A 24,614-nucleotide genomic window follows, 5' to 3' on the forward strand; every position below is an offset into this window, starting at 1 on the left:
CGGACCGGGAGCGCCCCGACCGGCCATCGCCCCAAAAAAATCGCTTTTTAAGCGAGGAACTTCTCCAACGCACCTTTCATACCCAGCGCCTCGATGTCGCGGACATAGCCCGCAACGGCCGGAACGAAGCCCGGAACCTCCGAGAAATCGACGGTGAAGATGCCGCTTTTGCCGACGATTTTCGCAATCGCCGCCTCCGGGTCGTTCGAATCCCAGTTCTTGCGGATATACTCCACAAACTCCTTCGTATCGTCGGGTTCGAAACCGCTCTTAGGCCCGTAAAGGGTCATCAGCGCGGCGAACGTAAAGCATTCGCGTTCGGCCAGCTTGTGCGCTTTGAACCAGTTGTCCTTCACGGTCGGATAGTTGCGCGCCTCCCATTTCGACAGCGAGTTGAGCGAAATGGACCGGAGCATGTGCTTGATAAAGGGATTATAGAAACGCTCCAGGATGCCTGCCGCAAACTTCTTCAACTCGTCCTGGTCCTCCTCGATCATCGGAATCACCTCTTCGGCGACCATTTCGTTGACGAAGCATTCGATCGCGGGCGTGTCGAAAGCGTCCATCACCGTCTCGCAGCCCATTTGCAGGGCGATGGGAACCATGCCCGTATGCGAACCGTTCAGGATGCGCACCTTCTTGTCGCGGAACTGCTTGATCGACGGCATGAAGACGACGTGCAGGCCCGCCTTGTCCAACGGAAGTTCCCGCATCACCTCCTTGTAGCCCGGGCCGCCGATGGCCCACAAGTGGTACAGCTCGGCTTTCACCACGAGGTTGTCGTCATAACCGATCTCCTCCTTGATCTGGTCGATCTGCTCGCGCGGGAAACCCGGCACGATGCGGTCGACGAGCGTATCGCAGAAGTGGCAGTTCGTTTCGACCCAGTCGATGAAATCCTGCCCCAGCTTGTGGTATCGGGCGTGTTTGATCACGTATTCGTGCAGCGTCGAACCGTTGTTCTCGATCAGTTCGCAGCAGATGATGCACAGACCTTTCGCCGGATCGCCGTTGAAGTGTTTGAAACGTTTGTACAACAGCGCCGTCATCTTTGCAGGGTACGACTTCGGGGGTTGGGCCCCGAGGTCGTCGCCCTCCTCGTAGCGGATGCCCGCCTCGGTGGTGTTCGAAATGGTGATCTTCAGTTCCGGCGAGAGGAAATACTGTTCGTATTTCGCATAGTCGACGTAGGGGTTGAACGAATCCATCACGCTTTTCACCAGCCGCACGTCCTTCTTGGGCTGTTTGTTCTCGATGCCCTCCAAATAAACATGGTACATGTTGTCCTGCTTGTGGAGCAAGTCGATCATGCCGAGCACCTTGTGTTCGGGGTCGATAATCGGCTGGCAGACAGCGATTCCGGCGTCCATAACGCCTTTTTCATTCGCAATGTCGATCTGCCAGTCGACAAAAGCCCTCAGGAAGTTGCCTTCGCCGAACTGCAGGATGCGGACAGGGCGGCCGACCTTTTCGACGGTCGACTTATTGAGTTGTTTGATCATAGCTAATTAATTGTTATTCAACAACAATAGGTCTATACTTCGGAACCAGGGCCTTCATCACGATCCAACCGATCAGATAAGCCACGGCGCAGATGCAGAAGACCACGAAATAACCGGCCGGTTTGCCTTCGAAGCCCATGTAAGTCATGTTGGTCTCCTCGGCATGTACGAACAGCCAGCCTGCGAACCATTGCAGGATCATCGAGCCGACGCCTCCGGCCATACCGCCGATACCCGTCACGGTAGCGATCGCCGACTTGGGGAACATGTCTCCGATCGTAGAGAAGATATTGGCCGACCACGACTGGTGCGCCGCGCCGCCCAGACCGATCAGGATGATCGGGAACCACGGCGAAATCGTACCCATCGGCTGCGCCAGCAGTACGAGCAGCGGAATGAACGCGAAGATCAGCATGGCACGCATACGTGCGGCATAGGGGTTCAGACCCGTTTTATTGATGATGATCGTCGGGAGCTTGCCGCCGTAGATCGAAAGCATCGTGATGGCGTAGAGCGTAAAGATCAGCGCGATGCCCAGTCCTTCGGAGGTCTTGATTCCGAACTGTGAATTGAGGTACGAAGGCGTCCAGAAAAGGAAGAACCACCACACGCCGTCGGTCATGAACTTACCGAAAGCGAAGGCCCAGGTCTGCTTGAAGCCAAGCGTTTTCCAGAAGGAGATCTTCTCGCCCTCCTGCTCCTTTCCGACGGCTTCGCCGTCGATCACTTCGTGCTGGTCCTGCTCGATGTACTCCAACTCGGCGGCGTTCACCTTCGGATGGTCCGACGGTCTCTTGTACATGAAGACCCAGAAGCCCATCCAGACGAATCCCAGGGCGCCGATGACGATGAAGGCCATCTCCCAGCCCCAGGCCTTGGCCAGCAGCGGAATGGTCAGCGGGGCGAACAGCGCGCCGATCGAAGCTCCGGCGTTGAAAATCGAAGTGGCATAGGCGCGGTCCTTCTTGGGGAAATACTCGGCGGTCACCTTGATGGCTGCGGGGAAATTGCCCGCCTCACCCAGTGCGAGGATGCAGCGTGCGGCGATGAAGAAATACATGCTGACCATGGCGATGGTCGCAGCGAGAGCCGATCCGGCCTCGACGGCACGCAGCGCGGCAGCATTGGGAAGGCCTACCCACGCCTCGGTGGCGACGCCGCACAAGGCATGTAGACAGGCGCCTGCCGACCAGACGCCGATAGCCCACAGATAGCCCTTCTTGGTCCCCATCCAGTCGATGAAACGGCCGGCGAAGAGCATGCAGAGGGCATAGACGAACGAAAAGATCGAAGTGATCAGGCCGTAGTGGTACTCGTTCCAGTGGAATTCGGGTTTGATAAACTCGTCCCACGTCAGCGAGAGCACCTGACGGTCGAGGTAGTTAACGGTCGTTGCGAAGAAGAGCATCGCACAGATGACCCAGCGATACTGCGTCATCTTCCCAGCGAGAGTCGATTTGTTGTTTGTCATTATCGGATTTTTAAAAAGTAGTATCGGGGTTGGGTTAGTCGCAGCGGCGGCGTCCGGCGGCGGCAATCCGCCGCCGAAAACCCGTCTGCGGAATTTACATTCAGCGCACGCGGGCGATTACGTCGAGGGCAAAACGGCACTTTTCAGCAACAGCATTCCAATCTTTTGCCGCTATAACCTCTTTGGGGAAGAGCTGCGAGCCCATGCCCACGCAGTAAACACCGGCCTTGAACCAGGCCGTGAGGTTCTCCTCGGTGGGTTCGACGGCTCCGGTAGCCATAATATTCGACCACGGCAGCGGGGCTTTGACGTTCTTGACGAACGACGGGCCGCCGACGTTTCCGGCGGGGAAAACCTTCGTCAGGTCGCAGCCCAGTTCCTGCGCCTCGCCGATCTCGGTTACCGAGCCGCAGCCGGGCGTATAGGGAACCAGGTGACGGTTGCAGACCTTGGCCACCTCCGGATTGAGGTAGGGACCCACGACGAAGTTGGCGCCGTACTGCATATAAAGCGCAGCCGTCGGGGCGTCGACGACAGAGCCGATGCCGAGAATCATCTCGGGACACTCCTTCGCAGCGAACTTCACCAACTGGATGAAGACCTCCGAAGCGAAGTCGCCGCGGTTGGTGAACTCGAAAGCGCGCACACCTCCCTCGTAGCAGGCTTTGAGCACCTGCTTGGCCACGTCGGCGTCGGCATGATAAAAAACGGGAACCATGCCGGTACGGCCGATGGCTTCCATGACTTGCATTTTTGAAAAACGTGCCATTATCTTATTGCATTTTAATTACCAATCAAATCCATTTTGTCGTCAGGACGAGGCGGATTTCGGTTTTCGCGCCGCAGGACACGGATGGGACATAGTAGCCTATTTCCCATTCGGGGCCTGCAAGGGAAGGCCGAAAGGCGTCCGCCCTCACGGCAAAATCAGCGCTGTACGCGTCCGCTTGCATTACCTCCCGCGAGGCTCTCGACCTCCTCGACCGATACGAGGTTGAAGTCGCCGTTGATCGTATGTTTCAGGGCCGATGCCGCAACGGCGAATTCGAGGGCCTCGCCCTGCGTCGGCTTGGTCAGCAGGCCGTGGATCACACCGCCCGAGAACGAGTCGCCGCCGCCCACGCGGTCGATGATCGGGTCGATGTCGTAACGCTTCGACTCGTAGAACTCCTCTCCGTTGTAGATCATGGCTTTCCAGCCGTTGTGCGTCGCCGAGAACGACTCGCGCAGCGTCGAAATCACATACTTGAAACCGAACGTCGCAGCCATCTGGCGGAAGATGCCCTTGTAGCCTTCGGCATTCGTTTCGCCGCCCTCGACATCGGCGTCGGGTTTGAACCCGAGGCACAGCTCGGCGTCCTCCTCGTTGCCGATACAAACGTCGACGTACTGCATCAGGGGCTTCATGATCGACTGGGCTTTCTCCTTGGTCCAGAGTTTTTTGCGGAAGTTCAGGTCTACGGAGACCGTCACACCGTGACGCTTCGCGGCCTCACAGGCCAGCTTCGTCAGTTCGGCGGCCTTGTCCGAGATCGCGGGGGTGATGCCCGACCAGTGGAACCACTGTGCACCCTCCATGATAGCGTCGAAATCGAAATCGGAGGCTTCGGCCTCGGCGATGGACGAATGCGCCCGGTCGTAGATAACTTTCGAAGGGCGCATCGATGCACCGGTTTCGAGGTAGTAGATACCCACACGGTCGCCGCCGCGGGCGATGAAATCGGTACGGACGCCATATTTGCGCAGTGCGTTGACCGCCGACTGGCCGATCTCGTGCTTCGGAAGCTTCGAAACGAAGTAAGCCTCATGGCCGTAGTTGGCGCACGATACGGCTACGTTGGCCTCGCCGCCGCCATAAACTACGTCGAACGAATCAGACTGAACAAAACGCGTGTTGCCGGGCGTCGAAAGACGCAGCATGATTTCACCTAATGTTACGATTTTCATGGTATTATGATAGCTTAAAAATTGAAATAGTCCTTGGCATTGCGATAGCTGATACCCTCGATGATTTCGCGTCCGATGAAGTCGATTTCGGAAGCGGGCAGCAGGCCGTTCTCGATGTCGTTGCCCACCAAGTTGCACAGCGTGCGGCGGAAATACTCGTGCCGCGGGTACGAAAGGAACGAACGCGAGTCGGTCAGCATACCGACAAAGCGGCTCAAGAGGCCCAGCGTCGAAAGGGCGTTCATCTGTTTCTCCATGCCGTCCTTCTGGTCGAGGAACCACCAGCCCGAGCCGAACTGAATCTTCCCGGCGCCGTAGCGGCCGTCCTGGAAATTGCCGATCATCGTGGCTACGAGTTCGTTGTCGCGGGGATTGAGGTTGTAAATAATAGTCTTCGTAAGGCGGTCGTTGCGGTCGAGCATGTCGAAGAACTTCGACATGGCTTTGCCCACCGTGAAGTCGCCGATCGAGTCGAAGCCCGTATCGGCGCCCAGCCGGCCGAACATGCGGGAATTGTTGTTGCGGATGGCGCCGTAGTGGAACTGCTGGGTCCAGCCCGTCTCATGGTCCATCGTAGCGAACTCGACCATCATGGCGGTCTTAAACTTGAGAATCTCTCCGTGCGTGAGCGCATGTCCGCCGTATACCTTATTAAAAATAGCGTCGATCTCGGCCTGTGTATAATCCTCGGCGTAGAACTCCTCGATGCCGTGGTCCGAAAGGCGGCAGCCGACGGATTCGAAGAATTTGTGCCGTACGCGAAGCGCGTCGATCACATCGGCGAATTTCGTAATCGTAACGCCCGAAACCGCCGAAAGTTTCTCCATATAAGCCCGGAAATCGGCCGGAACCTCCACGGCCATCGCCTTGTCGGGACGCCACGTGGGAAGCATTTTGGTCGTAAAACCGTCTTCGCGAACCTTGATATGGTGTTCGAGCGAATCCACGGGATCGTCCGTCGTGCAAACCACCTCGACGTTGTAGTGCTGCATCAGGCCGCGGGCATGGTACTCGGGCTGCTGCAACAAGGCGGTACAATGGTCGTAAATCGCACGGGCCGTCGACGGGTTCAGCAAGTCGGTCACGCCGAAAGCCGTCTTCAGCTCCAGGTGGGTCCAGTGGTAGAGCGGGTTGCGCATGGTATAGGGAACCGTCTCGGCCCACTTTTCGAATTTTTCCCAATCGGAAGTATCCTTACCGGTGCAGTATTTCTCATCGACGCCGTTGGTACGCATGGCGCGCCATTTGTAGTGGTCGCCTTCGAGCCAGATTTTCGACAGGTTGTCGAAGCGGTGGTTCTCGGCGACATAGCCGGGAATCAGGTGGCAATGGTAGTCGATAATCGGCATTTTGGCCGCGTGCTCGTGGTAAAGGCGCTCGGCTGTCGGGGTCTGCAACAGGAAGTTGTCGTCGTTGAACTGTTTCATAAATTATATCGCGGGTTTAATTTCTATTCATCGGATACGAACCGTCAAAATGCTCTTTTTCACAACGTAAAAGTAGTAACTTTCCACCACTCGGAATATGAAAAATTACCGAATTAAATAGAATATTTGCCGTTTTGGTTGACCAATATACGGAAAAATTGTAAATTTGCCTACAAACAACGGAAAAACTTCAATTCTAATTTTATGAAAAACCCGATTATGTGGGCTGCAGCCGTCCTGATGGCCTCCTGCACACCCGTTTTAAAGGTCGAAGTCGCCAACACGACCCCGACCGAACGCGACGACGAAACCGTCGAAATCGCCTGGTCCGAAGTCGCCGCGCTCAAAGGCGTGACGCCGGAGAACATCATCGTCCTGAACGACGACAACGAGCAGATTCCCTCGCAGGTCGTCTTCCGCGGCGAAACCGAGCCGCAGGCGCTGATCTTCCAGACCGACGCCGACCCGATGGAGAGCAAGCGTTTCGCCCTCAAGACCGGTAAACGGGAGAACTACCCTGCCGAGGCATTCGGCCGTACGGTTCCCGAACGGTACGACGACTACGCCTGGGAAAACAACAAGGTAGCCTACCGCCTCTACGGTCCGGCGCTCGAAACCTCGCCCGAGAAGCTCATCACCCCGGGTATCGACGTATGGGTGAAGAGCACCGAGAAACTGGTGATCGACGAATGGTACGCCCGGGGCAACTACCACCACAACCACGGCGACGGCATGGATTGCTACAAAGTGGGCGTGACGCTCGGTTCGGGCGCTTCGCTGCCCTTCGTCGACGGCAAATTCTGGATGATGGGCCACAACTACGCCACGGCGCAGACGCTCGACAACGGTCCGATCCGCACCTCGGTGAAGCTGACCTACGCCCCGTTCGACGTGAACGGAACGCCCGTGAGCCTGGTCAAGATCATCTCGCTCGACGCCAACCAGCGTTTCAACCGCATGGACAACATCTATGAGGGTACATTTACCGAAATGCCGATCGCCGCGGGCTTCGTGCGCCACGATGTGAAGCAAATCCTCTCGGGCGAAGGCTGGATGGGCATGCGCGAAGCGGTATCGGACTCGAAGAACCCCGTACGCGACGGCGACATCTTCCTGGGTGTAATCCTGCCCGGCGCCGAGATGCTCACGGACACGCTGGGCCACGCCGTAGCCGTCAAGGCCGTGAAACCCGGTCAGGTGCTGACCTACTACGCCGGTTCGGGCTGGAGCCAGGGCGGTGTGGAAGACATGGACGAATGGACCGAAGAGATCACGCAGGCACAGGCCGCCGTCGTGGCTCCACTCAAGGTGACGATCCGCAAGTAAAACAGCATATCCATACGCTGCAAGGCAGTTCAAAGCTCCTTCGGGGATTCACAACCGCCGCCTTTGGCGGCGGTTGCGGCCGGAAAAACCGGAAAGCGGGATGAAAACCCTTGCAGGCTTTGCGAAACAACGCGATTTCTTCTGAAAAGTCCGGTCCAACGACCGGGCTTTTTTCGTATTTTTGTAAGACCTACCACAAAAAAAATTATGAACAAACAAAAGATCGTTACTTTCGGGGAAATCATGATGCGGCTCACACCGCCCGACTACCTGCGTTTCAACCAAACCAACCTCTTCCGCGCCAGCTACGGCGGAAGCGAAGCCAACGTCGCCGTATCGCTGGCCAACTTCGGCCTCGACAGCGAATTCATCACCCGCCTGCCGGACAACCGGGTGGCCGACGCCTGTATCGACGACCTGCGCCGCTACGGCGTCGCCACGGACGGCATCCTGCGCGGCGGAAAGCGGCTGGGGCTTTACTATATGGAAGAAGCCGCTGCGATGCGTTCGTCGCACGTGGTCTACGACCGTGCCGACTCGGCCTTCGACACCCTGCAGCCGGGAATGGTCGACTGGGCCGCGATTTTCCGCGACGCGGCCTGGTTCCACTGGTCGGGGATTTCGGCCGCGGTGAGCGCCGACACGGCTGCCGTATGCGCCGAGGCGATTGCAGCGGCTCGTGCGGCAGGGCTCACCGTCTCGTGCGACATCAACTACCGCAAAAACCTCTGGAAATACGGCAAGGAGCCGCAGGAGGTACTGCCGCCGCTGATGGAGCAGTGCGACATTTTCTTCGGCACGGACGACGAATACGAAAAGGTGCTCGGCATGCAGTTACCGCAGTTCGCGGCCCGCGACGCCGCCTATCAACCCGACACGGCTGGCTACGAACGCGCCTCGGCCGAAGTTGCGGCGCGTTTCCCCCGCTGCCGGGGTATCGTCTTCGGGCTGCGCAGCGTCCTGAGCGCCAACCACCACCTGATCTCGGGAACGCTTTACACAGGCGGGCAGTTGCTCTCCACGCGCGTCTACGACATCGACCCCGTCGTCGACTGTGTCGGCGTGGGCGACGCGTTCGTGGGCGGACTGATTTACGGAATGGCCGTACATCCCGGCGACATGCAGTTTGCACTGGACTTCGGGACTGCGGCCTGTGCGCTGAAAAACACCGTACCGGGCGACTACAACCAGTTCTCGGCTTCGGAGGTCGAACAGTTGGCCCGCGGCTCCGTCTCGGGCCGCATCGCGCGATAATGCGATTAAAAATGAAAAATTAAGAATTAAAAATCAGAAAAGCACCCGATTCCGTTCCCGGAGTCAGGTGCTTTTATTTTGCCCACGACTTTATTCAAAAACAGTCTCCGGAGAGCCTATTCCGGAATAGTCGGAAACAATTCTTAATTTTTAATTCTTAATTCTTAATTGCAAACGAAAAGCCGGCCTCTCGAAGCCGGCTTTTCATTTGACTATTCGATACCTTTCACCTGCTTGTAAAGTGCATTGTAGGTGTTGTACTTGTCCATGATGCCGGGTTCGTCGCGCAGACGGAAGCAAATGGACTTGAGGAACTCCAGCGTGTCGACATCGTCGGGCTTGATCTGGTGGGCCTTCTCGAACCAGGGGATAGCGGCCATATAAACGTCGTTAACGCCTTTCAGGTCGGCATCGTACACCGACTGGCTGCTATACTGCTTCTCGTTCATCTCCTTGTTGAGTCCGTCGCCCTTGATCGTGTAGAAAACTCCGAGGTAGTAGTTACCCTCGAACAGGTCGGGTTTCAGCTCGACAACCTTCTTGAACGAATCGATGCTCTGGTCGTAGTCCTTCAGCGCGTAGAAGATACGGCCGCGGCCGAACCACAGGTCGACGTTCGACGGGTTGTCCTGGATAGCCTTGTCGATCAGCGCGATAAGGTCGGCGGGGTCGCCGATGCCCTGCTCCGAGGTGTAGAGCTGCATCAGGCCGTCGAGGATACGCTCGTTCTTCGGGAACTTCTCGATACCGGTCAGCAGTACGTCCTTCGCCTTCATGACATTGGCCTTGTCGGCCTCCTTCTGGCCGTAGAGGCAGTGGAAGAGGTAGTAGTAGATATTACCTTCCTCGTCGGCGTAACCCAGGTCGATGGCCTTGGTCAGGTACTCGCCGCCGCGGACAAACGATTTGGGATTGTTCGCTCCGTCGACGGTCAGCAGGTAACCGGCATAGTAAAGCAGCGCGGGATCGGCCTTCTCGTAAGCCGGGCTGGACTGCGCTTCGAAAGCCGTCACATAAGCGTCGGCAGCCTCGACATAGTTGCCCGAGTCGATACCGACGTTACCGACCTGCGAGCAGAAATCGCTGATCTGTTTCAGCCCCTCCTTGACCTTGTCAGCCGTCTTGGGATCGAGTTCGTAAGCCTTGTTATAAGCCTCGATGGCCTTCTTGGGAGCGTCTTTCATCACCCACTTGGTCTGCTTCCACGTCACAACCTTGTTGTCCTTGATGTAAGCCGTGAAATAGGGATAAACCCAGGCGTCGTACTCCGTGCCGTTGAGCGTCGCCTTGTCCGTCGACTTGGCTTCACCGACAGCGAGCTTCAGCATCGAAGGCTCCATGTTGACGAAGATGCTCTTCGTCGGCTCCACGGCCACTTCATAAAAAGCCTTGCCGCGGGCGAGCCACGTTGCGGCCTTCGTCGCTTTCTTTTCGTTGGCGATGTCGGCATCGCTCTTTTCGATCTTGGCGAGAAGGGCTTCCTTGTTCACTTTCTGGGCCTGCACGGCGGGAACTGCCACGAGCAGCGCCGCGAGAGCCGTCAAAATCGTTTTCTTCATAGTAAACTGAAATTTTAAAGTTTTTAATGTTCTACAAATCTTTTCTACTCCTCCGCGGGCAGGGTCGTCGTGGGGGTTTCGGTTCCCGTTTCAGCGCCCTCCGCGGACTGCACTTCTTCCTCTTCCCCGGCTGCCGGCACGGCCATCACCGAAGCAATGGCGTCGCCCTCGCGGAGGTTGATGATACGCACGCCCTGCGTAGCGCGGCCCGCGAGGCGGATCTGGCTGACAGCGATGCGTATGGTGAGTCCCGAACGGTTGATGATCATCAGGTCGTTTTCGTCGGTAACGGCCTGGATCGATATGAGTTTGCCTGTTTTCTCCGTAATGTTGATGGTCTTCACACCCTTTCCGCCACGGTTGGTAATACGGTATTCGTCCAGATCGGTACGCTTGCCGTAGCCGTTCTCGCTCAATACCAGTACATCCTGTTTCGAATCGGGTTCCACACAGATCATGCCGACCACCTCGTCCGACTCCTCGATCGAGATACCGCGAACACCGGCGCCGACACGTCCGATCGGGCGCACCGTCGACTCGTTAAAGCGGATGGCCTTGCCGTCCTTGGCGGCGATCATCACCTCGGCGTTGCCGCTGGTGAGCTTGGCCTCGATCAACTGGTCGCCCTCGCGGATGACGATGGCGTTGACACCGTTCTGACGCGGACGCGAGTAAGCCTCCAGCTTGGTCTTCTTGATCGTACCGTCCTTGGTACACATGATGATGTAGTTGTTGTTCACATACTCAGCATCGGCCAGACTCTTGACGTTGATGTAGGCGCGGACCTTGTCGTCCGGCTCGATCTGGATGACGTTCTGGATGGCACGGCCCTTCGACGAGCGCGCTCCCTCGGGAATCTCGTAGACCTTGAGCCAGAAGCAGCGGCCCTTCTCCGTGAAGAAAAGCATCGTATTGTGCATCGAGGCCACGTAGATGTGCTCGATGAAGTCCTCGTCGCGCGTAGCGCTGCCCTTGGCCCCCACGCCGCCGCGGTTCTGCGTACGGTATTCGGCCAGCGGCGTGCGCTTGATATAGCCCATGTGCGAAATGGTGATCACCATATCGTCGTCGGCGTAGAAATCCTCGGGGTTGAACTCCTCCGAAGCGTAGACGATTTCGGAGCGGCGTTCGTCGCCGTATTTCTCCTTCATCTCCAGCAACTCGTCCTTGATGATCTGCATCTGCATGCCGACGTTGGCCAGCACCTCCGTGAGGTGGGCGATCAGCTTCTCCAGTTCGTCGCGCTCGGCGATCAGCTTGCCTCTTTCGAGGCCCGTCAGGGCGCGCAGGCGCATTTCGATGATGGCCGAAGCCTGGATATCCGACAGGTCGAAACGCTCGATCATCGTCTGCTTGGCGGCGTCGGGCGTCTGCGAAGCGCGGATGATGCGCACGATCTCGTCGATGTTGTCCTGCGCGATCAGCAGACCCAGCACGATGTGCAGGCGCTCCTCGGCCTTGCGCTTGTCGAAGCGCGTGCGGCGCACGACAACGTCGTGGCGGTGCTCGATGAAGTATTTGATCAAATCGCGCATCGGCAGCATCTGCGGCCGGCCGTTGACCAGCGCGATGTTGTTCACGGCGAACGACGTTTGCAGCGGCGTATTCTTGAACAAGGTGTTCAGCACCACGCTCGCAACGGCGTCGTGCTTGAGGATGATGATGATTCGCAGGCCGTTGCGGTCCGACTCGTCGTTGATGTAGGAGATGCCTTCGATCTTCTTGTCGTTGATCATGTCGGCGATCTTCTTGATCATCTCGGCCTTGTTGATCATGTAGGGAATCTCCGTGATGACGATGCACTCGCGGCCGGTCGGCGTAAGCTCGATGTCGGTCTTGGCTCGCATCATCACACGGCCGCGGCCCGTCAGCATCGCCTCCTTCACACCCTCGTAGCCGTAGATGATACCGCCCGTGGGGAAGTCGGGACCTTTGACGAAATGCAGCAGCTCCTCGCCCGTGATCTCCGGGTTGTCGATGTAGGCGCAGCAGGCGTCCACCACCTCCGAGAGGTTGTGCGGAGCCATGTTCGTAGCCATACCCACGGCGATACCGCTGGCGCCGTTGACGATCAGCAACGGAATTTTCGTAGGCAGGACCGTAGGTTCGGGGATCGTATCGTCGAAGTTGAGCGTCCAGTCGACCGTTTCCTTGTCGATGTCGGCCATTACTTCGTCCGTGATTTTCTTCATGCGGGCTTCGGTGTAACGCATGGCAGCCGGCGAGTCGCCGTCCATCGAACCGAAGTTACCCTGGCCGTCGACCAGCGGGTAACGCATCGACCAGTCCTGCGCCAGGCGGACCATCGCGTCGTAAACCGACGAGTCGCCGTGGGGGTGGAACTTACCGAGCACGTCACCGACGATACGGGCGGACTTACGGGTGGGTTTGTCGGAGTAGAGGTTGAGCTCCGCGCTCATATCGTAGAGGATGCGGCGGTGCACGGGTTTCATACCGTCGCGCACGTCAGGCAGTGCTCGCGACACGATGACCGACATCGAGTAATCGATGTACGCCGACTTCATCTGCTCTTCGATATTGATGGGGATGATACGTCCCGTCAAACCGGCATTCTTTTCTTCTTCAGTTAACATTATTTCCTTATTAAAGCTCGTTTGTTTTCTTCACAGCGGCCAATGCTGCCGACCGCTTTTGGCGCGGCATTCCGCCGCATTTGCAAATCCGACCCCATTCCGAGCCCTTCCCCGGGAATGACTCGTCGCACGCAGCCGGGATTACCTGCCGGAATCCTCCGGAGTGCTTCCCGACCTCTCGTCCTGCAGGTCTTTTAACGAACAAAAATACGATTTATTTTCGATCTGAGCAACTCTACGGCGATAAATCTGCGTCATGCGCGCGATATTTTCGGCGACGCACCCCGTTTTTGCCCCTTTTCCGGCGATCTGACGCCTTTAAAAAAATCGTCCGGCAGACTGACGGGCAAACACAGGGCCGCGGAGACGGGAAAGTCCGGCCGCAGCCGGACTTTCCGAACCTCATCCGGCATCGGAGGCGGCAACCCAGAGCCGCGAATGCCTGAAGTCGAAAATCACGCGGAACCGCTCGAAGAAAGGCAGCCCGAGGAAAGCGTCGCCGGGAAGCCGCATCGGGGTTTCGAGCAGCAGGACCGGCAGGCCGGTAAAGCCGTAAGCGCCCATGAAAACGGTTTCGGCGGGTTGCAGCACCCGCATCGTCTTACCTGCGGGGGTTACGGCATCCTGCTTCGCAATACGCGACCGGGCGACGAACCGCTTCACTTCGGGCCGATAGGCGAACAGGGCCAGCAGCGTGGCGTTGCCCAGGTCCACGACCAGCCGCACCGGGGCCTCGGTGCGACGGCCGCGGGCGTTGACGAGCGTCAGCGAACCGGCCACGCAATACATACCCGTCCGCTCGTCACGCGTCATGTCATAGGCCGTCCATTCTCCGCCGGGCGCGGGAAGCTCATCCCCGGCGAGCATCCGCAGGCTCCCGCCGCGCATGTCGAGGCAGAAGATGCCGGGCCGGGACACACTGTCGGAGGTGAAATGATTCAGCGGATAGAGCATCTCCGCGCTGTGCTTCCCCAAATCGACCACATAGGTGTCGCGCAGGCTCCGCGAAAGACCGGCGGAAAGGCCCGGCCCCAATTTATAGGAGGCGGTATAGAGGACACCGGCCGCCATGCGGAAACGCACCGGACGGTCCAGTTTTTCGGGATGGAAAAGGTCGGGATGCGACCACACGAGCGCACTGTCGATCAGCGGAAAGGGAATTCCCGATTCGAGCATGATCCGCACCGGAAGCGAATCCTGCAACAACGCCTCGGTATAAAGATGTCCCCGGTGGCTGGTCAGCGGCAGCGTCTGCTGCGCCTGTGCGGGAAATGCCGCAAATAACAGGCAGACCGCCGCACAGAGCCGGCCGAAGCGGCCCCGGACGGCGGAAAACGAAGGTTTCAGCGTCTTCATAAGCAATTCCGGTTTTCAATTTCCGGCAGGCAGGGCCGTCGGAAAATTATTTCAGGCGGTAGAACCATTTACCCCGCAGGCCGAGGCCAAGCACCGGCGGCAGGAGCCACCGGTCGGCAAAAGCCCGGAGATAGTGCAGGCGAAGCATCGTGCCGCCGCGGACGCGTTCCAGACAGCGGTAATAGGCGATCCGGAAAGGATGCTTGCCCCCGCCCTAAATCCCTATCTCAGCAGGGACTTGCGAGTTTGCAGCCAACACGTATACCCGATATAAATTACCTATCTTTAATGAATAAAGATACGATTTATTTTCGAGCTGAGCAACTTTACGGCAAGAAAATGCGTCACGCGCGAACTTAAATTTAACCATACACCCCATTTTGCGCCTTTTCCGTCGATCTAACATTAAAAAAACTCCCGGCAGTTTGTCGGAGAAACGCCGCTGCCCCGGACCCGAAAGACACCGGACATCGCGGCGGAAGCCGGAAGGTTATTTCAGCCAGCAAAAACGCTTACATCGCAAGCCAAATCGGAACCGCCCAAGAAAAGATCAGCATAAATATTAAAATACACCAGTCTTAAATAATTATTTTTTTTATTATAAATCTTACATATTACAAAATAAATTATATATTTACATACAAATAATCTACTCACCCCTAAAAATAAGCCATTATGAAGAAAATTTATTTTCTAATTTCACTAACGCTAATCGCGTTTTCATCATGTAATCGCCACGACGATTTGGATGATCTCCTATTACCTAATGACAAAAATAATCAGGAGATGCCTAAAACAAGAGGCATTAACAACAAAAGCTACCATTCATTAGGAGTTAGCTATGACATCACAGACGAATACCTGGGAATTGACGCAACCAGAGCATTGGTTGTAGATATCGATGCTTTTTTAAAAGATAACCCGAATTCCTATCTTTCGAATACAACCACTGTCGGCGAGAACGAAGTACGCGCAGGGGCAACAGCAAAAGATTTCAGCGAAGAAATTACAAAAAAAATCAAAAACACGAATGCCCTGTCGGGTATAGCAAGTTGGTTCCCGACAGGAAAACTTACTTATGAAAGCGAAACAACAACCAAAAATACGTATTCGAGCAAATACTCATATGCACAAGTAAATTTAAACAAAAGGATAAAAAGAGTAGCTCTTAATGCCACGCCCATCTTACTGCAGAAGTATCTCTACCCAGAATTTATCAGAGACTTAGATCTATATTCCCCTGACGAATTCGTTAAGGTATATGGAACTCATGTTCTATTGGACATAACTTTAGGGGGCCGACTGCAATTCAGTTATCGATCCGAAATATTCCATCAGACAAACACCGTTGAAAAGAAAAAAATTGTCGAAGCGGGTATTGGTGGAATCCTAAAAAAGTTAGTTCCTTTTGATCTATCCATAAAAAGTGAATACATAAACAACACGACATATGCTGAAAAGAATGGAAACTGGGAGATGAAAGTAAAATATATCGGCGGTGAAACTTCTGGTATGGGCAATATTTCATTTGATTCAGAAGCAGGAACTCCGTCTTTAGGTCTTAATCCATCCCAATGGGAGAATTCCGTCAATGAAAAAAATTCAGCCATTGTCGATGTCGACTGGAATAAAACCTACCCGATTTTCGAATTCATTGCCGATCCTACTAAAAAAGCACAAATAAAGGCTGCAGTACAAAAATATATTGATGATAAACGCATAGAAATAATTGATGTTGCTCCTTTATATCGCCTCTTTGACACGAGATCAATCAATGCATTTTATACTAGTTCTTGGGAAGAAGCAGAACGTTATTTGAGAACATACTCATATTGGAGATTAGATCCGGCAATTTCAGGTCAATATATTCAAGGATATGTCTTTACAAAACAAATTCCAGGAACAGTGCCTTTATATAGGCTTTGGAATATAAATGTCAGCAATACCTGGTATACGACTTCATGGACCGAAGCCCAAGATTATATGAACCGATTTGGATACAAACTCGATTATGGATTGGAGCAGAAAGGACATTATATTCAAGGATATATATACAAAGAACAACAGCCTAACACAGTGGCATTATATAGATTATTCGATCGAAATCAACATAATAACTTTTACACAACATCATGGTCAGAAGCACAATATTACGTAAATAATTACAAATATTACTCGCTTGACCCAGGCACTTCCGGACAATACATTCAAGGATATATGATTCCAATCGGGAATCAATAACCATTAAATAATAAAAGTTGAATGAACATGTTCATTCAACTTTTATTTTAGATTCAACGCACGTTATCACAGAATTTCTTCAGCATCACGGTGCAATGCTCTACGTAATTGGTATCGGCGGCGCAAACGATGTCCATATTCTCAGCGGAAATCGATAAATTCGTAACCCTTATAAGCGGCCTTGTCGAAGGGCCGGACATGCCCCGTGAGCGGCGCGACCTCCAGGACCTTTACCAGCACCTGCTCGCCATCGTAGTCGTACGAAAGCGAGAGGGGGCGCATCGTGTCGGTCGAGACCGTCAGCGTCACGTTGCCCGCCGGGGAGTCGTTCCCGGCAGCAGGAGTCAGCCGCACGACGGCACGGCCTCCGGCCTCGGAGACGAGCGACGGCACGTATTCGCTGCCCAGGAAATCGAAGGCCCGGACCGGATTGTTCAGGATATTGCGGCTCGTGGTGTCGACCTCCGTAACGGTCACTTCACGACGGCGGTTGTCGATCTCGTAGCGAACCCCGCCGTCAGCGAACACCTCGGCGTCGCCCAGTGCGAGGTAATAACCCTCCCCTTCGACGACATAGCTGCCGCGGGCCTCATAGTCACCCGAGGAGACCTCGAAATTCACGCCATAGCCGTTCATGGCCCGGAAACCCGCCGCGAGGCGTTCGAGTATCTCCGTGGCGCGGCCGGCGGCCGAAACCGAACAAACACCCGACGCAAGGGCCAGCAGAAGCAGAAATCGTTTCATAATCAATCGGTTTAAAAAAGCCCCAGTTCCTGCAATTTCGCTTCCAGCGAAGGCATGTCGTGGTAGAGGATGTCGCGCGGCTTGGCCCCCTGCTGGCGGCCTACGATGCCGGCGCGTTCGAGCTGCATCATGATGCGGCCCGCGCGGTTGAAGCCCACCTCATAGTTGCGCTGGATCATCGAGGTCGAAATCTGGCCTCCCGAGACTGCGTCGCGGGCGATCTCGGCAAAGAGCGAATCGTATTTCACGGGCGCCGAGGACTCCTCGCTGCCCATTTGTCCGCCGTCGCCGCCATCGGGCGTATAGTCCGGCAGCGGGTAAGCCGCCGTGTAACCCTGCTGTTTGGAGATGTATTCGCAAATCTGCTCGACCTCCCGGGTCTCGACCAGTGCACACTGGATACGCGTCAGGTCGCCGTCCTTCGAAAAGAGCATGTCGCCGCGGCCGATGAGCTGGTTGGCTCCCGGCTGGTCGATGATCGTACGCGAGTCGATCATCTGCATCACGCGGAAGGCGATTCGGGCCGGGAAGTTGGCCTTGATACCGCCCGTAATGACCTTCACGTCGGGACGCTGTGTGGCGATAATGAGGTGGATGCCGATGGCGCGGGCCTTCTGCGCAAGGCGCATGACAGGGCCTTCGACTTCACGGGCCGTCATGATCAGGTCGGCGAATTCGTCGACCACCACCACAATATAAGGCAGATAGCGGTGACCGTTCATCGGGTTCAGCCGCCGCGAAGTGAATTTCTCGTTGTATTCGGCAATGTTGCGCGCCCCGGCCTTCTTACACAGTTCCAGACGGTTGTCCATCTCCGTGCAGAGCGAGTTGAGCGTATAGACCGCCTTCTTGGGGTCGGTGATGATGGCGTCGTCCTCCGATTCCATTTTGGCCAGGAAGTGACGTTCGATCTTGGCATAGAGCGAGAACTCGACCATCTTGGGGTCGATCATCACGAACTTCAACTGCGCGGGGTGCTTGCGGTAGAGCAGCGAGGTGATGATGGCGTTCAGACCCACGGACTTACCCTGTCCCGTAGCGCCGGCAACCAGCAGGTGCGGCATCTTCGCCAGGTCGAAAACGTAGTTCTCGTTCTGGATCGTGCGGCCGATCACCACCGGCAGTTCGGCCTTCGACTCCTGGAAACGCAGCGAGCGCACGGCCGAATACATCGACACGACCTGCTTGTCGCGGTTGGGGACTTCGATACCGATGGTCCCCTTGCCCGGGATCGGGGCGATAATGCGGATACCCAGCGCCTTGAGGCTCTGGGCAATATCGTTTTCGAGGCCCTGGATCTTCGAAATCTTGACTCCCTGCGCCTGCACGATCTCGTAGAGCGTCACCGTAGGGCCTACCGTGGCCTTGATGCGCTGGATCGGAATGCCGAAGTTCTTGAGCGTATCCTCGATCTTGGTCTTGTTCTCGAAAATCTCCTCGTCCGAGACCTCTGAATCGGAAACGTAATCCTCCAAAAGCGTCACGGGCGGCTTGCGGTAGTTCACGAGGTCTTTCAGCGGGTCGTAACTCTCCATGGGGATGGCGGCTTCGTCGACCAGCTTCGCTTCGTTGGCCTCGACCGTCACCACGACCCCTTCGGCTTCGGGCGCATCGTCGGCGACGATGATCTCGGTGAAGGGTGCATCGGGATCGGCCGGTTCAGCCTCCCCGCCGGCAGGTTCCTTCGGAGCAGGCGCCGCAGGCGCAATATCGCGTACCACAGGGCGGTCCAGTTCGATCAGTCCGCTGCGGCCGATCACTACACGTCCCTCGGGACGCGAAAGATCCACTTCGGTAAATTCCCCGTCTTCGACAGGAGCCGCCGTCTCTTCGGCAACGGCATCCTCACCGGCAAGAGGCTCTCCGCCGGGCGTCAGTTCCAGGAAGGGATTGTCGTCATCGACGGATTTCTTCGGCGCGACGGGCTCCGAAGGGCGCTCCACATGGATCGGGGCGGTTTTCGACGCGACGGGTTCGGCGGCTTTCTGCGCCGCAGGCTCCGCGGCCTTCGGGGCTGCGGGCTGCTGCACGACGGGCTTCGAAGCCGGTTTCGGGGCCGGTTCGGGTGCAGGTTCCCCGGCCTCTTCATCCCCCGCCGTACGGATATGCGGCACGACTTTATGTTTGAGAATCTCGACGACCTTCCCACTCTTGTCGACCATCACGTTCCCCGCCTCGTTGACTTTGTTGATGAAGTTGCGGTTGATGAAAACGCCCGTAAGTATCCATCCGCCGAGCAGCAGGATGATCGTTCCGAAAGCCCCGATATGCGTCCGCAGCAGGGCCGAGGTCTCGATGCCGAAAGCACCGCCCCACCCCGTCGAGCAGCAGAGGCTCCAGCGGTCGGCGAAGGCGAACCCCAGCGTCAGCGACCCCAGGATCATGATCAGGAACAACGAAAGGATCGAATGGTTGAACAGCAGCGGCCGCTGGCGGATAATCCTTACGCCGATCAGCACGATCATCACGGGGATCAAGATGCCGAACAGGCCGAACGAATAGTCGACCAGCAGACGCCCCAGCCGGGCCCCGGCCCAGCCGCAGAGGTTTTCCGGCTCGACGCCGAGCGTCGCCCGCTCGTCGGGCGAAAGTTTCAGGCCGCTCTGGTCGGCCGTCCAACTGAAAAACGAGAAGAACACCGCGGCGGCGGCGAACAAGCCGATGAACAACAGCAACAGCCCGGCGATCCAGCGCGCACTGTCGCTGTTGGAACGCTGAACGGCCTGCCGTCCGTTGGAGGATGTATTTTTAGATGCCATTTCCCGAATGTCGATATTATCGAGCGAAGGTACTAATTTTTTCCGACAATTTCGGGGACATTGTGAACTTTCTTGGCGGCTGACCACGATTTTGACCAAAAAGAGACCTTCGGATAAACCGGGTTGAATTACCTTTGCACACAGAAAAAAAGCGGCTCCCGCTCCGAAACCGACGAGGGAGAGCCGACAATCACGAACCCCGAACTGCTATGAATCTCCACTATTTCATCGTGGGGCGGTTCTTCCTGCAGAGAAGGATTTTGCAGCCTTCTGCTCGAGGTGGAGGCGGTAGTTCTCGCCGGCAAAAGTATGGAACGTGAAAACGGGACGGTTGTCCGCCGAAGCATGCAGGCCGTACCGGTCGAGGAGGTCGCCGACCCGGTGGGCGACGGCGGGCGACGGATCGACAATAGCAACGCCGCGGCCGGCGAGGATGCGTTCGAGGAGGTGTATCAGGAAGGGATAGTGCGTGCAGCCCAGCACGATCTGGTCGGCGCCGCGCGCCAGCATCGGCTCCACGGCGGCCCGGACACAGGCCTCGGCCTCGGGAGTATCTTCGCGGTCGGCCTCGACCAGTTCGACGAAACCGACGCCCGGATAGGTCAGGACCTCGATGCCGCTGCCGTATTTGGCGGCCGTGCGGCGGAACAGGTCGCCGTCGAGGCTCCGCTCGGTAGCCAGCACGCCCACCACCCCGCTGCGGGTCGCGAGGCATGCGGGTTTCACAGCCGGTTCCATGCCCACGATGGGCAGGCCGGCATATTTCTCGCGCAAAAAGTCGATGGCGGCGGCCGTAGCGGTGTTGCAGGCCACGACGACCATTTTACAGCCCAGCTCCACGAGCCGCGCAACGGCGGCATCGGCCAGCGCCTGCACCTCTCCGCGGGGCCGCGAGCCGTAGGGGCAGTTGGCGCCGTCGCCGAGGTAAACGAGCGATTCGCCGGGCAGCGCACGCCGGATTTCGCGCCAGACGGTCAGCCCGCCCAGTCCCGAATCGTAAACACCTATGGGTCGGTTGTCAGCCACGGTCGGAAAAGGTTTTGACGATATATTCGACCAGTTCGTCGTCGGACATCGGGTCACAGTCGACGACCAGCGAAGCCTGCGTATAAAAAGGATCGCGCACCGCCATGTCGTTACGCATGAATTCCACCAGTTCGTCGTCGCTGAGGCCTTGCAGGCGGGGGCGCTTGCGGCGTCCGTAGGGGCTCAGGCGGCAGGCGATCTGCTCCGGCGAGCGGCGCAGGTAGACCGTATTGCCCACGGCGTTCATGCACGCCATGTTGTCGCTCCACGTCGGCAGTCCGCCGCCCGTGGAGACCACAACAAAGGGGTTTCCGGCAATCACCTCGTCGAGGACCCGGCGCTCGGCCTGCCGGAAGCGCTCTTCGCCTTCGTAACGGAAGACATCGGCCACGGAAGCGCCTTCGCGCTCCTCGACCAGCGCATCGGTATCGACGAAATCGACACCCAGACGCCGTGCCAACTTGCGTCCCAGGGTGCTCTTGCCGCAACCCATATAACCGACCAGGAATAGTGTTTTCATCGCTGGCGGCCGTTTCAGAACAGGTTCAACTGCTCGGGATCGATCATCTCGTCGGCATCGCCCTTCGCACGCTCGATCTCGAATTCCACGCCCCCGACGATCGTGCCGGGTCGGGGCGCGTCGGCCGGAATTTTCTCCGGAGCGGATTTCGCAACCGGTTTCGCAGCGGCCTTCGGAGCCGCTTTTTCCCCGGCGGCCTCCGCTTCGGGACTTTCCGGAGCATCCGTTTCGGGAACATCGGGCAGTTCGTCGCCGTCGAATTCCTCGTCGTCCGTCGGTTCGGGTTCGGGCGGCAGCTCGGGCTCGATCATCCGCAGGCGGTCGACATCGTAGGTCGTCAGGCGTTTGCCCTTGGCGCGGTGGCTCTTGACACCCACAAATTCGTCGACATCGACCAAATCAGCAGGACGCGTGGCATGCGCACCCTTGTAGGTGATCTCCAACTGCGCGCCGCCGCGGTCGGTGACACAGACAAAATCGGCGTCGGCGTCGAGGAAGTCCTGCATCTTGTCCGACATCTCGGCCGTGAAACGCTTCATGTAGTAATACCGCTGGTCACGGTCGTAATAGCACAGGCTGTAAACCCGGTCGGGTTCATAGCGGCTCACGCGGACGGTGTCGTCGGGGAAGTGCTGGCCCAAGTCGTAGTTGGTGATATAGTACTGATTCTTAGAGGTCCACACGATTAACTTGTCGTCGCCCTTGAACTCGCCGAGCAGCTTGCCGCGGCCGTCGGCATTGAGACGGCGCACGTCCTCGTCGAACCAGATGTTCTGCCCCCCGAGCGTCGAGGTTCCGCGCTCCTTCAGCACGATTTTATGGATGCCGTAACGCGAGAACAAATTGCCCTGGCTCTGGCGGCCCTTGATGGCAAGGGTCGAGAAATCGAGGTCGACGATCACCTTTTTCAGGCGCGGGCGGGGCTTAAAGTAAACCTTTAAGACCTCGGCCTCACCGTTCGGATTGACAGACATATAGAGTATCTCGCTCTTAGGCGTTCCCTTGGTGATGTCGTACTCCTTGTCGCGCGTGATACCCTTGATGGCGCAGCGCTTCATCATGATCGCGCCGTTCTTGCCGTCGCGGTAGAGGACGTTATAGATCGTACGGTCGTCGTTGCGTTTGAAGACCCCGATGTAGTGGATGCCCTTGTCGAAAAAAGCCTTGTCGGAAACCTTGGTGATCACGTAGCGCCCGTCCTTGGTGAAGACGATCACGTCGTCGATGTCCGAGCAGTCGCAGACCAGCTCCGCATCCTTCATCGACTTGCCGATGCCGAAGAAGCCTTCGGCCCGGTCGACGTAGAGTTTGGCGTTCGTAACGGCCACCTTCGTCGCCTCGATCGAGTCGAACTCGCGCAGTTCGGTGCGGCGTTCCTTGCCCTTGCCGTACTTGTCGCGGATACGCTCGTAGTAAGCCACGGTGTATTCGGTGAGGTGGTCGAGGTCGTACTGCGTCGACTTCATGTCCTCCTCGATCTGTTTGATCTCGTTGTCGGCCTTCTCGCTGTCGTAGCGCGAAATACGGATAAACTTCAGTTCGGTAAGCTTCTGAACGTCTTCAAGCGTTACTTCACGTCGCAGCCGTTTCTTGAAGGGTTCCAGGCCTTTATCGACGGCGGCGTAGGCTTCTTCACGGCTCTTGCAGCCCTCGATGAGCTGGTAGAGTTTATTCTCGATGAAGATGCGTTCGAGCGACGCGGCGTGCCACGCCTCGTTGAGTTCGCCCAGCTTGATTTGCAGTTCGAGGCCCAGCAGCGATTTGGTATGCTCGGCCGAACGGCGCAGAATCTCGGAAACGCCCAGGAAGTGGGGTTTCTCGTCCCAGATGACGCACGAGTTGGGAGCGATCGACACCTCGCAGTCGGTGAAGGCGTAGAGCGCGTCGATGGTCTTGTCCGAGGATTCGTCGGGCGAAACCTGGATGACGATTTCGACTTTGTCGGCCGTATTGTCGTCGACCTTTTTGATCTTGATCTTGCCTTTGTCGTTGGCCTTGATAATCGAATCCTTGATCGACTCGGTAGTCGTGGTATAGGGAATTTCGGTGATGGCAAGCGTACGCTTGTCGATCTTCGAAATCTTGGCGCGGACCTTCACCGCCCCGCCCCTCAGGCCGTCGTTATAGCGGCTCACGTCGGCCATGCCGCCCGTCGGGAAGTCGGGATACAACTGAAAATCACGGCCCTGAAGGTGCGCAATGGCGGCGTTGATCAGTTCCAGGAAGTTGTGGGGCAGGATTTTCGAAGCCAGGCCCACGGCAATGCCGTCGGAGCCCTGCGCCAGCAGCAGCGGGAATTTGATGGGCAGCGTGACGGGCTCCTCCTTGCGGCCGTCGTACGAAAGCATCCACTCCGTCGTCTTCTTGTTGAAGACCACGTCGAGGGCGAATTTCGACAGGCGCGCCTCGATATATCGGCCCGCGGCGGCCTCGTCGCCCGTGAGGATGTTGCCCCAGTTACCCTGGCAGTCGATCAAAAGGTCCTTCTGGCCCAGTTGGACCAGTGCGTCCTTGATCGAGGCGTCGCCGTGCGGGTGGTACTGCATGGTCTGTCCCACGAGGTTGGCCACCTTGTTGTAGCGGCCGTCGTCGACGACCTTCATCGCGTGGAGGATGCGTCGCTGAACGGGCTTCAGGCCGTCCTCGACATGCGGCACGGCGCGTTCGAGGATCACGTACGAAGCGTAGTCCAGGAACCAGTTCTTATACATGCCCGTGAGCTTGCGCACGCCCCCTTCCTCCTGCGTCAGGCGGTCGAACTTGCCCGCCTTGGCCGGGGCTTCGGCCACAGGGGTTTCGTCATCGGCGGCATCCGCGGTTTCGGGGGTCGAAGCGTCCTCGCTGAACGCTTCGCCGGGAATCAATTCGTCTTTATCTTTTTCTGCCAT

16 protein-coding genes are annotated in these 24,614 nt (G+C 57.1%); 3 read left to right on the top strand and 13 right to left on the bottom strand.

Features of this window, described 5'->3' with window-relative positions:
• Nucleotides 1–47 precede the first annotated feature (47 nt).
• From I2E69_RS08710 to uxaC, 5 genes are all read right to left on the bottom strand, one after another.
• Entirely contained in the window at nucleotides 48–1,502 is a 1,455-nt protein-coding gene (locus tag I2E69_RS08710) for a tagaturonate reductase (RefSeq protein WP_195460809.1), read from the bottom strand.
• Between the two features lie 13 nt (nucleotides 1,503–1,515).
• Entirely contained in the window at nucleotides 1,516–2,940 is a 1,425-nt protein-coding gene (locus I2E69_RS08715) for an MFS transporter (RefSeq protein WP_394369666.1), read from the bottom strand.
• Between the two features lie 133 nt (nucleotides 2,941–3,073).
• Complete coding sequence (locus I2E69_RS08720; protein WP_195460811.1) at nucleotides 3,074–3,742, bottom strand: bifunctional 4-hydroxy-2-oxoglutarate aldolase/2-dehydro-3-deoxy-phosphogluconate aldolase; 669 nt, start codon at nucleotides 3,740–3,742, stop codon at nucleotides 3,074–3,076.
• A gap of 158 nt (nucleotides 3,743–3,900) precedes the next feature.
• A complete protein-coding gene (locus tag I2E69_RS08725) occupies nucleotides 3,901–4,920 on the bottom strand; it encodes a sugar kinase (RefSeq protein ID WP_195460812.1) in 1,020 nt (339 codons plus the stop codon).
• Between the two features lie 14 nt (nucleotides 4,921–4,934).
• A complete protein-coding gene (gene uxaC, locus I2E69_RS08730) occupies nucleotides 4,935–6,347 on the bottom strand; it encodes a glucuronate isomerase (protein WP_195460813.1) in 1,413 nt (470 codons plus the stop codon).
• 204 nt (nucleotides 6,348–6,551) lie between these two features.
• On the opposite strand from uxaC, the gene I2E69_RS08735 reads away from it, so the two are divergent.
• Together I2E69_RS08735 and I2E69_RS08740 are read left to right on the top strand one after the other, a co-directional pair.
• Nucleotides 6,552–7,673, top strand: coding sequence for a DUF4861 family protein (locus I2E69_RS08735; RefSeq protein ID WP_195460814.1), 1,122 nt, complete (start codon nucleotides 6,552–6,554; stop codon nucleotides 7,671–7,673).
• Nucleotides 7,674–7,880: 207 nt separating this feature from the next.
• Nucleotides 7,881–8,927 carry a sugar kinase gene (locus tag I2E69_RS08740; RefSeq protein WP_195460815.1) on the top strand — a complete coding sequence of 349 codons (1,047 nt, stop codon included), beginning with the start codon at nucleotides 7,881–7,883 and terminating at the stop codon, nucleotides 8,925–8,927.
• A 212-nt stretch (nucleotides 8,928–9,139) separates the two neighbouring features.
• Here the strand turns inward: I2E69_RS08740 and I2E69_RS08745 are convergent, their stop codons facing one another.
• The 3 genes from I2E69_RS08745 to I2E69_RS08755 all read right to left on the bottom strand — a co-directional run bounded on the left by I2E69_RS08745 (nucleotide 9,140) and on the right by I2E69_RS08755 (nucleotide 14,436).
• Nucleotides 9,140–10,486 (bottom strand): tetratricopeptide repeat protein, encoded by a 1,347-nt coding sequence (locus I2E69_RS08745; protein ID WP_195460816.1) that lies wholly within the window; start codon nucleotides 10,484–10,486, stop codon nucleotides 9,140–9,142.
• Between the two features lie 44 nt (nucleotides 10,487–10,530).
• Complete coding sequence (gene gyrA, locus I2E69_RS08750) at nucleotides 10,531–13,080, bottom strand: DNA gyrase subunit A (protein ID WP_195460817.1); 2,550 nt, start codon at nucleotides 13,078–13,080, stop codon at nucleotides 10,531–10,533.
• Nucleotides 13,081–13,482: 402 nt separating this feature from the next.
• A complete protein-coding gene (locus I2E69_RS08755) occupies nucleotides 13,483–14,436 on the bottom strand; it encodes a hypothetical protein (RefSeq protein WP_195460818.1) in 954 nt (317 codons plus the stop codon).
• A gap of 675 nt (nucleotides 14,437–15,111) precedes the next feature.
• Here I2E69_RS08755 and I2E69_RS08760 point away from each other — a divergent pair.
• On the top strand, nucleotides 15,112–16,677 hold the full coding sequence (locus I2E69_RS08760; protein WP_195460819.1) for an MAC/perforin domain-containing protein: 1,566 nt from the start codon (nucleotides 15,112–15,114) through the stop codon (nucleotides 16,675–16,677).
• 141 nt (nucleotides 16,678–16,818) lie between these two features.
• Here I2E69_RS08760 and I2E69_RS08765 read toward each other — a convergent pair whose 3' ends face one another.
• The 5 genes from I2E69_RS08765 to I2E69_RS08785 form a co-directional block, all read right to left on the bottom strand.
• A complete protein-coding gene (locus tag I2E69_RS08765) occupies nucleotides 16,819–17,421 on the bottom strand; it encodes a LolA family protein (protein ID WP_229095429.1) in 603 nt (200 codons plus the stop codon).
• An 11-nt stretch (nucleotides 17,422–17,432) separates the two neighbouring features.
• A complete protein-coding gene (locus tag I2E69_RS08770; protein ID WP_195460820.1) occupies nucleotides 17,433–20,180 on the bottom strand; it encodes an FtsK/SpoIIIE family DNA translocase in 2,748 nt (915 codons plus the stop codon).
• Between the two features lie 225 nt (nucleotides 20,181–20,405).
• Complete coding sequence (murI, locus tag I2E69_RS08775) at nucleotides 20,406–21,206, bottom strand: glutamate racemase (RefSeq protein WP_195460821.1); 801 nt, start codon at nucleotides 21,204–21,206, stop codon at nucleotides 20,406–20,408.
• The gene (locus tag I2E69_RS08780; RefSeq protein ID WP_195460822.1) at nucleotides 21,199–21,726 is read right to left on the bottom strand and encodes a shikimate kinase; all 528 of its coding nucleotides are present in this window, start codon (nucleotides 21,724–21,726) and stop codon (nucleotides 21,199–21,201) included. Before I2E69_RS08780 ends, murI begins: the two co-directional genes overlap by 8 nt.
• 14 nt (nucleotides 21,727–21,740) lie before the next feature.
• The gene (locus I2E69_RS08785; protein ID WP_195460823.1) at nucleotides 21,741–24,614 is read right to left on the bottom strand and encodes a DNA gyrase/topoisomerase IV subunit A; all 2,874 of its coding nucleotides are present in this window, start codon (nucleotides 24,612–24,614) and stop codon (nucleotides 21,741–21,743) included.

This window comes from Alistipes sp. D31t1_170403_E11 (assembly GCF_015553985.1).
GTDB classification, from domain to species: domain Bacteria; phylum Bacteroidota; class Bacteroidia; order Bacteroidales; family Rikenellaceae; genus Alistipes; species Alistipes montrealensis.